12 protein-coding genes are annotated in these 12595 nt (G+C 62.0%); 2 read left to right on the top strand and 10 right to left on the bottom strand.

Annotated features, from left to right (window positions below):
• Positions 1 to 2 precede the first annotated feature (2 nt).
• The 4 genes from FSO04_RS07280 to FSO04_RS07265 all read right to left on the bottom strand — a co-directional run bounded on the left by FSO04_RS07280 (position 3) and on the right by FSO04_RS07265 (position 3061).
• Positions 3 to 356 (bottom strand): RidA family protein, encoded by a 354-nt coding sequence (locus FSO04_RS07280; protein WP_028200195.1) that lies wholly within the window; start codon positions 354 to 356, stop codon positions 3 to 5.
• 96 nt (positions 357 to 452) lie between these two features.
• Positions 453 to 1364, bottom strand: coding sequence for an alpha/beta fold hydrolase (locus FSO04_RS07275; RefSeq protein WP_154559033.1), 912 nt, complete (start codon positions 1362 to 1364; stop codon positions 453 to 455).
• Between the two features lie 348 nt (positions 1365 to 1712).
• Positions 1713 to 2354: a CoA transferase subunit B gene (locus FSO04_RS07270; protein ID WP_097389913.1), complete on the bottom strand. Its 642-nt coding sequence runs from the start codon at positions 2352 to 2354 to the stop codon at positions 1713 to 1715.
• 2 nt (positions 2355 to 2356) lie between these two features.
• Positions 2357 to 3061: a CoA transferase subunit A gene (locus tag FSO04_RS07265; protein WP_028200192.1), complete on the bottom strand. Its 705-nt coding sequence runs from the start codon at positions 3059 to 3061 to the stop codon at positions 2357 to 2359.
• Between the two features lie 254 nt (positions 3062 to 3315).
• Here FSO04_RS07265 and FSO04_RS07260 point away from each other — a divergent pair, with 254 nt between their 5' ends.
• Positions 3316 to 3861 (top strand): LuxR C-terminal-related transcriptional regulator, encoded by a 546-nt coding sequence (locus FSO04_RS07260; protein ID WP_154559032.1) that lies wholly within the window; start codon positions 3316 to 3318, stop codon positions 3859 to 3861.
• A 37-nt stretch (positions 3862 to 3898) separates the two neighbouring features.
• Here the strand turns inward: FSO04_RS07260 and FSO04_RS07255 are convergent, their stop codons facing one another.
• Both FSO04_RS07255 and FSO04_RS07250 read right to left on the bottom strand, forming a co-directional pair.
• Positions 3899 to 4330, bottom strand: coding sequence for an acyl-CoA thioesterase (locus FSO04_RS07255; RefSeq protein ID WP_154559031.1), 432 nt, complete (start codon positions 4328 to 4330; stop codon positions 3899 to 3901).
• Positions 4331 to 4421: 91 nt separating this feature from the next.
• The gene (locus FSO04_RS07250) at positions 4422 to 5198 is read right to left on the bottom strand and encodes an SDR family oxidoreductase (protein ID WP_154559030.1); all 777 of its coding nucleotides are present in this window, start codon (positions 5196 to 5198) and stop codon (positions 4422 to 4424) included.
• A gap of 191 nt (positions 5199 to 5389) precedes the next feature.
• Between FSO04_RS07250 and FSO04_RS07245 the strand changes: the two genes are divergently transcribed.
• Positions 5390 to 7063: an electron transfer flavoprotein-ubiquinone oxidoreductase gene (locus FSO04_RS07245; RefSeq protein WP_154559029.1), complete on the top strand. Its 1674-nt coding sequence runs from the start codon at positions 5390 to 5392 to the stop codon at positions 7061 to 7063.
• A gap of 132 nt (positions 7064 to 7195) precedes the next feature.
• Here the strand turns inward: FSO04_RS07245 and FSO04_RS07240 are convergent, their stop codons facing one another.
• The 4 genes from FSO04_RS07240 to FSO04_RS07225 form a co-directional block, all read right to left on the bottom strand.
• Complete coding sequence (locus tag FSO04_RS07240) at positions 7196 to 8671, bottom strand: tetratricopeptide repeat protein (RefSeq protein ID WP_154559028.1); 1476 nt, start codon at positions 8669 to 8671, stop codon at positions 7196 to 7198.
• A gap of 45 nt (positions 8672 to 8716) precedes the next feature.
• Positions 8717 to 9817: a chorismate synthase gene (gene aroC, locus FSO04_RS07235; protein WP_154559027.1), complete on the bottom strand. Its 1101-nt coding sequence runs from the start codon at positions 9815 to 9817 to the stop codon at positions 8717 to 8719.
• A gap of 70 nt (positions 9818 to 9887) precedes the next feature.
• Entirely contained in the window at positions 9888 to 11825 is a 1938-nt protein-coding gene (locus tag FSO04_RS07230; RefSeq protein WP_154559026.1) for an MFS transporter, read from the bottom strand.
• Positions 11826 to 11965: 140 nt separating this feature from the next.
• Positions 11966 to 12430 (bottom strand): CBS domain-containing protein, encoded by a 465-nt coding sequence (locus FSO04_RS07225; protein WP_054042287.1) that lies wholly within the window; start codon positions 12428 to 12430, stop codon positions 11966 to 11968.
• Positions 12431 to 12595 lie beyond the last annotated feature (165 nt).

Genomic DNA, 12595 nt, shown 5'->3' with positions numbered 1-12595 from the left:
GCTCAATCGCGCTGCGCCGCGACCACGACGATTTCGACGAGGCACTTCGGGTTAGCGAGCTTCGCTTCGACGGTAGCGCGCGGCGGCGTGGCGCCTTGTGCGACCCACTCGTCCCACACTGCGTTCATGCCGGCGAAGTGCACCATGTCCGAGATGTAGATCTGCACGGACAGCAAGTGCGACTTGTCGCTGTTCACTTCTTCCAGCAGACGGTCGATGTGGCCGAGCACTTCGCGCGTCTGACCCGTGATGTCCTGATCCGCGTCTTCGGCGATCTGGCCGGCGAGGTACACGGTGCCGTTGTACACAGCAGTTTCCGAGAGGCGCTTGCCGACGTGGTGACGAATGACTGCCATGAAGAATCCTGAGGTTGGTTGAAAATTGATCGCAGATGCGTTCCGCATTGCTCCCGCGCATTGCTCCCAATAAAGGACGCCGCGCGGAACCCTACATTATGACGCGTCAGCGGCCGGCCCGATAAAGAACTGCCTCGCGAGGTCGATCTGATCAGCCGACAGAAACGCCGGCGCATGCCCGACGCCCGAGATTTCCGCGCTGGATACAGCGCGCCCTGTCTCGACCATCTTGGCGACGGTCTCACGCGAGAGCAGATCCGATTGCTCGCCTCGCACCACCAGCACCGGCCCCTGAAACGCAGCCAGCGAATGCCACAACGCGGCCTCGCCGAGTTTGGCCGCTTCTTCGGTTGTCGCGGTAAACGGCTGTGCGATTCGCGGGTCGTAGCGGAACAACCACGCGCCGTCCTGCTCGTGCAAAAGCGGCGTATTGATCTCGCGCCATTCCTCTGGTGTGAGCGGACCGAAAGTTTGCGCAAGCAACGCTGCGTAATCGATGCCCTGCTGCAGCGTTTCGAAACGCACGGGCTTGCCGAGGTAATCGCCGATGCGCTCTACGGCCACCGGCTCCAGATGCGGCCCGACGTCGTTCAGCAGCATTTTACGAATCGGCGTTCCCGGCAGGCCGGCCAGCGCGAGCCCGATCAGACCGCCCATCGAGGTACCGAACCAGTCGACCGTTTCGACGTTCAGGCGCGCGATCAGCGTAACCATGTCGGCGACGTACTGCGGGATGCTATAGAAGTTGGGGTTCGCGAGCCACGAAGACAAGCCCCGCCCCGCCACATCCGGACACACCACGCGGTAAGTGCCGGCGAATTCCGCCGCGAGGCGGTCGAAATCGCGCCCCGAGCGCGTCAAGCCGTGCACGCACAGCAGCACACGTGGATTAGCGGGGTCGCCCCACTCGGTGTAGGCGATCCGGTGCAGGCCACCGGCGCTCGCGCACTGCACATAACGTTGGCGCGGCGCGGGCCGCTCGGCGGTGGAAGCGGACGTCTCGGTCATCTGGGTTCCTTGCAAAAGCGCCATGGGCTCGACGCAGACCAAGCGGCGGGAAATGAACGTCGAATCTTCAAACGATTGTAAACCGCTTTGCCGCACGGCAAGGATCGGCCAAACGGCCTAAGAGTGACCAAGATGCCCCAGGGTCAAAGCCGCAGCGCAGGCGTCCCGATGCGGGCAGCGCAAAACGGCACGAAAGGACAGCACCAAAACAAAACGGGCGAGACTCGCGCCTCGCCCACTTACAACCTCGCTTCAATTCGCTTCGTAAGCCGCCCACGACCCACAAGGCAACTTGCGATGCCACCAACTACCGTCACAAAGACCGATGCGGGCGGCTCACACCACCATTCAGCTCACCGCGCTCACATCCAGCGGCGCGCCCGTCTTCGTCTGGATCTCCTCGACGCTGACGCCCGGCGCCAGCTCAGTCACCTTCAGACCGTCTTCCGTCACTTCGATCACGCCGAGATCGGTGATGATCTGATCGACCACGCCCACGCCCGTCAGCGGCAACGTGCATTCTTCGAGGATCTTGTGCTGGTCGCCCTTCGCGACATGCTCCATCAGCACGACCACGCGCTTGACGCCTGCGACCAGATCCATCGCGCCGCCCATGCCCTTGATCATCTTGCCCGGAATCATCCAGTTGGCCAGATCGCCCTTCTTGCTGATCTGCATCGCGCCCAGAATCGCCAGATTGATGTGGCCGCCGCGAATCATCGCGAACGAATCCGCCGACGAGAAAATCGACGAACCCGGCAGCGTGGTCACCGTCTGCTTGCCGGCGTTGATCAGGTCGGCATCCACTTCTTCTTCGGTCGGCGACGGGCCAATGCCGAGCAGGCCGTTTTCCGACTGCAGCCACACTTCGACGCCAGCCGGCACGTGGTTCGCCACCAGCGTTGGCAAGCCGATGCCGAGGTTCACGTAGAAGCCGTCCTGCAATTCCTTCGCCGCGCGTGCGGCCATTTCGTCACGAGTCCATGCCATGATCAGTCTCCTTTCGCGCGGACGACGCGTTGTTCGATGCGTTTTTCCGGATGCGCATTGAGTACAATGCGCTGCACGAAAATGCCCGGCGTGTGGATCGCGTCCGGATCGAGTTCGCCTACTTCAACGATTTCCTCGACTTCCGCGACGGTAATCTTGCCGGCCATCGCGCACATCGGGTTGAAGTTACGCGCGGTGCGGCGATAGATCAGGTTGCCCGATTTATCGGCTTTCCATGCCTTGACCAAAGCGACGTCGGCCGTCAGTGAATGTTCGAGCACGTAATGGTTTTCGCCGAACTGGCGGGTTTCCTTGCCTTCGGCGATCAGCGTGCCGTAGCCGGTGTTCGTGAAGAAGGCCGGAATGCCCGAGCCACCGGCGCGCAGCTTCTCGGCGAGCGTGCCTTGCGGCGTGAATTCGAGCTCGAGTTCGCCGGCGAGATATTGGCGTTCGAACTCCTTGTTCTCGCCCACGTACGAAGAAATCATCTTCTTGACCTGGCGCGTTTCGAGCAGCAAACCGAGGCCGAAACCGTCGACACCCGCATTGTTGCTGATGCAGGTGATGCCCTGCACCTTCGAATCGCGCAGCGCGCCGATCAGCGCTTCCGGAATGCCGCACAGCCCGAAACCACCGACGGCAAACGTCTGCCCGTCCTTGACGATGTCTTTCAGCGCTTCAGCCGCGCCTGGATAGACCTTGTTCATCGTTTGTCCCTTCCTTTATGGAAATCCGAAACCGGATCATTGCGACTTCGATATGACGCTTAGCGGGCGCAAGCCCGACACGTCATTCTAGTCATCCGTGGCCGGCTTTGCGCTCAGACTGTCAGGATTGCCTGATCACTTGCGCCAATGCCCGCCACGAACGGTTTCGCCGCGTTGTCATGTGCCCGAAAGAGTACGCTGGGCGCGCCATGCGGCACAATACGCAAAAATACATAAGTACTTGCCGCCAGCCCATGCCCGCACTGGATTACCAAACCGCGTTTCACCTCGCCCCGATCGGACTCGTGCTGTCACGCGAACGGATCATCGAAGACTGCAACGACGAGCTGGCGTCGATATTCGGCTGCACGCGCGAGGCGCTGCTCGGCCAGTCGTTCCAGGTGCTGTATCCGTCGACGGACGAATTCGAGCGGATCGGCGCGCGGATTCCGCCGATCATGACCGCGCAAGGCAGTTACGCGGACGACCGCATCATGAAGCGGGCCAACGGGGAATTGTTCTGGTGCCACGTGACGGGCCGCGCGCAGCAACGCATGGACCCGCACGCAGCCGGTGTGTGGACTTTCGAGGATTTGAGCGCGACACGGCGCGTGGCGGTCGAGTTAACGCCGCGCGAACGGGAAGTCGCCGCGCAACTGGTGACGGGCAAAACCAGCAAGCAGATCGGACGGGCGCTGGATATCAGCCCGCGCACGGTCGATGTCTACCGCGCGCGGCTGATGCGCAAATACGATACGGGGAATGCAACCGAGCTGTTGCAGCGCTTGCTCGGGCATTGAGAAGGCGCTGAGAAGGCGCTGAGGAGGCGCCGGGATATTAAGCCGCCTTGACCAGCGCCGCGCTCTCGATGGTCGCGCGCAGCATATCCGGAACCGGTACCGACTTGCCCGCGGCGTAGTCGATCCACACGCAGCGCGCAGCACCGCGCGCATAGACGGTGTTCGGATCATCGGCGCGCACGAGCTCGAATGCCGTGTCGAAACTGCTGCGCCCGGGCATGGCCACGGACATCCGGCCGATCACGTCGCCCGGATAGTGCAACTGCTTGAGAAACTCCATCGACGCATTGACGATCACCGGCCCTTGCCCGTCGGCGTTGCTGCCGGCCAGACCCAGTTGTTCGAACCAGGAAATCCGCACCTGCTCCATGTACCGGAAATAGACCGTGTTGTTCACATGGCCGAATGCGTCCATGTCGCCCCAGCGGATCGGCATCGACATCTCAAAAACTGCGTGAAAATCGCTCATCGTACTTCTTTAACGGGTTGAAACGAGGGTGAAACCGGCGCGTGGGCCGGGGTAAACGTGGCAAACAAGGAACGGCCGCCCAAAGCCGCGTTCAGACGAGAGCGAACCCATCGTCGGCGGCAATCACCGAGCCGTTGATGAACTGCGATTCGTCGGCCGCCAGCAGCAGCAACAGCCCGTCCAGATCCTCCGGCTTGCCGACACGATGACGCGGCAGCAGCGAGACCAGCTTCTGCCCCTGCTCAGTCGACCAGTGATGATGGTTGATCTCGGTATCGATATAGCCCGGGCAGATGGCGTTCACGTTGATGCCGTGCTTGCCCCACTCCAGCGCCATGGCTTTCGTCATATGGACGACGGCGGCCTTGCTCATCGAGTACAGGCCGATCTGCGGCAACACCCGCAGGCCCGCCATCGACGCGATATTGATGATCCGGTATGACGGCTTCTGCGCACTATTGCCACGCATGATCATGCGCTTGGCGACTTCCTGAGCGACAAAGAAAGCGCCGCGCGTGTTAGTGTCGAACACGTATTCGAAGTCGGCCGGCGTGACTTCTGTAAGCTTCTGCGTGGTCGACACACCAGAATTGTTCACCAGAATGTCGATCGTGCCCGCCTCGGTTTCCGCGTGAGCAACGGCTGACTTGATGCTTTGATAATCCGTGACGTCGAGCGAGACGACGTGCGCCGCGCCACCGGAGGCTTCGATCTCGGCGCGCAACTCCTTCAGGCGCTCGGTGCGGCGGCTTGCCAACACGACCTTGGCGCCAGCCTGCGACAATACTTGAGCAAAGCGCTTCCCCAACCCGCTCGAGGCGCCGGTGATCAGCGCGACCTTGCCTTCCAGATTGATCGAACGGCCCATTGTCGTTCCCTTATTCGGTTGTTGTTACAGACGCGGTTGACAGGTGCGGTAAGACCATCACTGCGGGTCATACCGTATCACAGAAATAGAACGATCGCGCTAATCTCTGCTCATCTGGTTGCAGTGGCGGAGACCATCGCCCACAATACGATCCCGAAAAAAGCATTCTAACGGTAAGAAGAGGAGCATCAATGACCCCCGCAAGTCTCATTGAGCAATACGGTCCACGCGAGTCGATGGAATACGACGTCGTGATCGTCGGCGGCGGCCCGGCTGGCCTGTCCGCAGCGATCCGCCTGAAGCAGTTGGCGGCGGAAAAAGGCGTCGAGCTTGGCGTGTGCGTACTGGAAAAAGGCTCGGAGATCGGGGCTCATATCCTGTCGGGCGCGGTGATGGATCCGCGCGCCATCACCGAACTGATCCCGGACTGGAAGGAAAAAGGCGCGCCGCTGACGGTGGACGTGACCGAAGATAAATTCCTGTTCCTGACGGAAACCGGTTCGAAGAGCGTGCCGACCTGGGCGCTGCCGGACAACTTCAAGAACCACGGCAACTACGTGGTCAGCCTCGCGAATGTCACGCGCTGGCTGGGTCAGCAGGCTGAAGCGCTCGGTGTAGAGATTTTCCCGGGTTTTCCGGCTGCGGAAATCCTCTACAACGACGATGGCTCGGTTAAAGGCGTCGCGACCGGCAATCTGGGGATCGGCAAGGACGGCGAGCCGACCGAGAACTTCCAGCTCGGCATGGAGCTGCACGCAAAGTACACGCTCTTCTGCGAAGGCGCGCGTGGGCACCTCGGCCGTCAACTGAACGACAAGTTCAAGCTGCGTGAAGGCGTCGATCCCCAGGTCTACGGTATCGGCATCAAGGAACTGTGGGAAATCGATCCGGCGAAGCACAAGCCGGGTCTGGTGATGCACACCGCTGGCTGGCCGCTGGAGAACGACACGTACGGCGGCTCGTTCCTCTATCACATGGACAACAACCAGGTGGTGGTGGGCTTTGTGGTCGGCCTCGGCTACACGAATCCGTACCTGTCGCCGTTCGAGGAATTCCAGCGCTACAAGACGCATCCTGCGATCCGCGCGATTCTGGAAGGCGGCAAGCGGGTGTCGTACGGCGCGCGGGCGATTACCGCGGGCGGCCTGCTGTCGCTGCCGAAGCTGGTGTTCCCGGGCGGCGCGCTGGTGGGCGACGATGCGGGCTTCCTGAACGCGTCGCGGATCAAGGGTTCGCACGCGGCGATCAAGACGGGCATGCTGGCGGCTGAGGCTGCTTTTGAAGCCGTGCAGGCAGGCCGCACCAGCGATGAACTGACAGCGTATCCGGAGTCGTTCAAGACCTCGTGGCTGCACACGGAACTGCATCGTGCGCGCAACTTCAAGCAGTGGATGAGCAAGGGCCTGTACCTCGGCACGCTGATGGTCGGCATCGAGCAGAAGCTGTTAGGCGGCAACGTGCCCTGGACGCTGCATCACCAGCATTCCGATCACGAGATGCTGAAACCTGCGTCGCAGTGCAAGCAGATCACGTATCCGAAGCCGGATGGGAAGCTGACGTTCGACCGTTTGTCTTCAGTGTTCATTTCGAACACCAACCACGAAGAAAATCAGCCGGCTCACCTGACGCTGAAAGACCCGTCGGTGCCGGTGAACGTGAACTGGCAGACCTATGCCGGTCCGGAGTCACGCTACTGCCCGGCTGCCGTCTATGAGTTCGTGAAGAACGACGACGGCAGCGAGCGTCTCGTGATCAACGCTCAGAACTGCGTGCATTGCAAGACCTGCGATATCAAGGACCCGACCCAGAACATTGTCTGGGTGACGCCTGAGGGTGGCGGCGGTCCGAACTATCCGAATATGTGATTCGGTGTTTGATTGCCGTGCGCGGAGCTTGTTTGTCCGCGCACGGCATGCAGGCAAACAAGCTCCGCGCAGGTAAAAACAAAGCGGCATCCATTGCAGACGTACTGCCAGCGTCGCCGCAAAGCAACAAGCTCAAACGCCCCGCATCATTTCAATCCGCTCTCGCACTTTAGCCAACACCGGCGCCCACGCGCCAATCTCAGGCTGTCGGAAGAGCTCAATAGAATCGTACCAGGCCGTGGTGCCCGATTCGTCGCCCCAAAACCATGCCGACACATGATCGATCATCAAACTCGTCGGCACGCCGAGCGCCCCCGCCAGATGAGCGGGTCCGCTATCAATCGTGACGACCAGATCCAGATTCGCCAGTAGCGCAGCGACGTCGTCGAATCCGGATTGAAAATGGTGGGTCAGGTCGACAACATCGAGCCCCTTGGCCCGCCACTGTGCGACCGTCTCGCTGCGTCCAGGCGACAACGCAAACCAGGTCACGCCCGGCACGCTCAATAGCGGCTCGAGTTGCTCGACAGGCACCGACCGCCGCGTATCGCGGATATGCTCAGGATTGCCGTTCCACACTAAACCAACGTTGCGATTGCCCGGCTTGCCGGCCGTGTGCGCATGAACCCGCTCGCGCCATGCCTGCACGCGCGCGGGCTCGGCGCTCAGATACGGCGCGCCCCACCCTGTTGCATCGAAGACGCCAAGCCGCAACGGCAAGCTCATCAACCCGCAATGGAAATCCGGCCGCGTTTCAAGACTCGTTTCGAGCGGCAAGTCAGCAGGCAGCATCCGTTCGAATAGATGCCGCAACGGCCCGTCGTGACCGAAAATCACCCGGCCGCCTTCGCTTCGCGCCCGCTCGGCCAGCAGCGGCAGAAAGCGCACCGCCCAAAGGCAGTCGCCGTTACCTTGCTCGCCGTACACGACCAGCGTTTTGCCTTGCAGCGATTCGCCCTGCCAATGCGCGCTGATCGCAGCGAGCGCATGCTGCGCGTTATTCAAATCGTCGCCGAACGCGACGCGCGACTCGTAATGCGCCCAGCCTTCGGCGAAACGTCCCGTGCGGATTTCGAGTTCCGACAGATCGAACAGCGCATGCATGTTATCCGGCGACAACGCCAGCACTTGTCTGAGCAATGCTTCCGCTTCAGCCAGCCGCGCCTGCTCCTTGATGCACAACGCGAGCTTGTGAAGCGCCACCGGGTTGCCGGGCACGACACGTACCGCTTCGCGCAGTAGCCGCTCGGCCATGCCGAAGTCGTTGCGTTGTTGCACGGCTGCCGCACGCCAGATCAGCGCGTTGGCGTCTTCGGCGTTTTGCGCGAGCAGCAGCGTTGTGGCGGAGTCGACGAGCAACCAGTCGCGCACGATGAAGGCCGTCTGCGCGATGGTGTGAAGGAGCGTAGGTTCGCAGGAGGGATCAAGCTGGTAAGCGCGCACCAGCGCCGCGAGCGCCTCGCGCCGAAGGGCTTTGTCGCGGCCGACGCGTTCCAGCAAGAATTGTCCGAATGCGAGGCAGTCCGCAGCGCCAGCGTGCGGCGCGGCGGCACGCGCGCGGAGGTCCGCGAGTTGGCTATCTGCCGGGTCGGTGTTCGTATCGGTCATTGAGACGAGGCCGCACGCAATACGAGGACGCTCAGAGAGCGCTCTTTACGGCGCGCTCGCCGCAATCTTCGGCGTGCTGACGGCGACATCGCCGCATTGCGCACGGTGGCGCAACGCATGGTCGATCAGCACCAGCGCGAGCATGGATTCGGCGATCGGCGTGGCACGGATGCCGACGCACGGGTCATGACGCCCGAACGTTTCGACGACAACGGGCTGCCCCGCCTTGTCGATCGAGCGGCGCGGTGTACGGATGCTCGAAGTCGGCTTGATCGCGATCGACACCGTGATGTCCTGTCCGGTCGAAATACCACCGAGCACACCACCCGCGTGATTGCCGACGAAGCCTTCCGGCGTCAATTCGTCGCCGTGCACCGAACCGCGTTGCGCGACGCTGGCGAAGCCCGCGCCGATCTCGACACCCTTCACCGCATTGATGCCCATCATGGCGTGCGCGATGTCCGCGTCAAGGCGGTCGAACAACGGCTCGCCGAGCCCAACCGGCACGCCGGAAGCCACAACGTTGATGCGTGCGCCGATCGAGTCGCCGTCTTTACGCAAGGCGTCCATATATGCTTCCAACTCCGGCACGATCTCCGCATTCGGCACGAAGAACGGGTTCTCACGCACATGCGACCAGTCGACGAACGGCACGTCGATCTCTCCGAGCGCCGCCATGTAGCCGCGGATCTCAGTGCCGAATTTTTCACGCAGCCATTTCTTCGCAACCGCGCCGGCCGCTACCGTAGGTGCGGTCAGACGGGCCGACGAACGGCCGCCGCCGCGATAGTCGCGAATGCCGTATTTCTGCCAGTAGGTGTAGTCGGCGTGACCGGGACGGAAGGTGTCGGCGATGTTGCCGTAGTCCTTGCTGCGCTGGTCCGTATTGCGGATCAGCAGCGCGATCGGCGCGCCGGTGGTCTGGCCTTCGAACACGCCCGACAGGATCTCGACCTTGTCTTCTTCCTGGCGCTGCGTGACATGGCGCGACGTGCCGGGTTTGCGGCGATCGAGTTCGAGCTGGATGTCGGCTTCGCTAAGCGCCATGCCCGGCGGGCAGCCGTCGATCACGCAGCCGATCGCGGGGCCATGCGATTCGCCGAAGGTCGTGACAGTGAAAAGCGTACCGAGCGTGTTGCCGGACATGGGCGTCGTCCAAAGAAATGCGGGGAAAGCACTATTATGCCAGCCCTGAAGAGGCTAGGTCCCGGCCGCCCTACTTCCGCGCCCCGCGCAACTCGGTGACGATCTGCTGCAGCACCTCAGGCGTCGCCTCGGCCGGATCGATCGGCTCACCCACCGCCAGCGTCAGCCGGCTCATCACGCCCTTCTGAATCGGCCGCGGCCAGCGCGCGTCGTTGGCGCGCGAAAACACGCTCCCCCACAGCCCGCGCAGCGCCATCGGTATCACCGGCGCCGGCGTGCGGCGAATGATCTCGGTCACGCCGTGGCGGAACGGATTCATCTCACCGGTCTTCGTCAGCTTGCCTTCCGGGAAGATGCAGACCAGCTCGCCCTCGGCGAGCGCCTCTGCGCAGCGCTCATAGGCGCGCGTCAGCAGCTCAGGGTCCTGATGGGCAGGCGCAATCGGAATCGCCTTCGCATGGCGGAACACCCAACCGCCAAACGGCGACTTGAAGATCTGATGGTCCATCACGAAGCGGATCGGCCGCGGGCTCTCGGCCATGATGACAATCGCGTCGACGAAGCTCACGTGGTTGCACACCAGCACGGCCGCGCCCTCTTCCGGAATCCGTTCGGCATGCACGAGGCGAATCCGGTAGAAGGTGTGCACCAGCACCCAGGCGATAAAGCGCAGCAAAAACTCGGGCACAAGCGAATAAATGTACGTCGCGACGACAATGTTCAGCAGCGCGGTGACGAGGAAAATCGCCGGAATACTGAAGCCCGCCGCGGTCAGTCCCATTGCCATCAGCGCCGAGACGATCATGAACAGCGAGTTCAGAATATTGTTCGCGGCGATGATGCGCGCGCGGTGGGTCGGCTGGCTGCGGCTCTGGATCAGCGCATAGAGCGGCACGCTATAGAAGCCGCCGAACATGGCCAGCAGGAACAGATCGGCCAGCACGCGCCAATGGGCGGGCCGCACGAGGAATTCGCCGACGCTCAGCAGATGCCCGGCGGCCGGCAACGCATGGCTCGCGAAGAACAGATCGATCGCGAACACGCTCATGCCGATCGAGCCGAGCGGCACGAGGCCGATTTCGATGCGCCGCTTCGAGAGCTTTTCGCACATCAGCGAACCGAGGCCGATACCGATCGAGAACGTGCCGAGCAGCACGGTCACGACGTCCGGATCGGCGGACAGCACGTTTTTCGCAAAGCTGAAAAACGAAGACAGAAAAGTCGCACCAACGAACCACAGCCAGGAAATCCCCAGCAGGCTCAGAAACACCGTGCGGTTTTCGCGCGCGAGCTTCAGGTTGCGCCACGTTTCACTGACCGGATTCCAGTTGACGCGCAGATCGGGCTGCGGCGCCGCCGTGACAGGCACGAAGTTCGACACCAGCCGCCCCACCAGCGCAATCCCGACACAGGCGCAGGCCAGCACCACCGCGCCATGCTCGACGAAACCCGCACCCACGCCGCCGACGATCGTACCGATCAGAATCGCAACGAAGGTGCCCATCTCGACCATGCCGTTACCGCCGACCAGCTCTGACTTCGACAGATGCTGCGGCAGATACGAATACTTGACCGGTCCGAACACGGTTGAATGGACGCCCATCAGAAACGTGCACAGATACAGCAAGGGCGCGCTATGCATCCAGAAACCCGTGCCGCCGATCAGCATCACGACGATTTCGAAACTCTTGACGAAGCGCGTGAGCATCGCCTTGTCGTACTTGTCCGCGATCTGGCCGGAGGTGGCCGACAGCAGCACGAACGGCAGAATGAAGATCGCCGAGATCAGGAACGCCGCGGTTTTCGGATCGACGCCGGAAAAACGCGCCGCCTGGTATGTCACGAGCGACGTGAAGCCGATCTTGAAGACGTTGTCGTTCATCGCGCCGAGAAACTGGGTCCAGAAAAACGGCGCGAAGCGGCGCTGGCTGAGCAGGCGGAACTGGGACTCGTGCGTCTCGTGGGAGCGGGCGGCACGGCGGGCGGCAGGTAACGGACGATCGCTCATGAGGTTCGGAGAACAGGCTAAGAGAGCAGCAAAGGGGAAGGGCCGGGCACAAAAAAAGCGCACGCTTTCGCGCGCGCCTTGATCGCATTTTCATACTCACGGCAACGGCGCGAGCGCCGCGGTGAGCCACCGCGCGTGAGTTAACGCGGCGCCGGTTGTTGATCCTGCGGTTCTTCCGGCCAGTCGCGGATATAGGCCTTGAGCATGCGGTTTTCGAAGCCCTGCTCTTCGACCACCGCCTTTGCGACGTCGTAGAACGAGATCACGCCCATCAGCGTGCGGCTTTCCAGCACCGGCAAATAGCGCACGTGATGCTCGAGCATCATGCGGCGAACCTCGTTGACGTCCGTTTCGGGCGTACAGGTGAGCGGATGGTCGTCCATCAACTTGCGGATCGTGGAGGTACCGAGGCTGCCGCCATGCTTGCTCAAGGTCAGAATAATTTCGCGAAACGTCAGCATGCCGACGAGATCGCCGTATTCCATCACGACCAGCGAGCCGATATCGTGCTCGGCCATGGTATTGACTGCGTCGTGCAGCGTGGTATCCGGCGTGACCGTGAAAAGGGTGTTGCCTTTGACTTTAAGAATGTCGCTGACTCGCATAATCTGTCTCCGTGATACCCGCTAGGCTGATATTGCCTGAATGACTTTCGATCCTAGCGGAAAGGTCCATAAAAGGAAAGCGGCCCGCCCACCAAGGCGCCACGGGCGTTTGCAAGGTCGGCCCGGCGCCGTTCAGCGCGCCCACATTGGCCAACCCGCGGGAAA

Source organism: Paraburkholderia madseniana (assembly GCF_009690905.1).
Taxonomy (GTDB): domain Bacteria; phylum Pseudomonadota; class Gammaproteobacteria; order Burkholderiales; family Burkholderiaceae; genus Paraburkholderia; species Paraburkholderia madseniana.
Note: the sequence above shows the minus strand (reverse complement) of the source record. Positions and strands in the feature narration are given on the sequence as shown.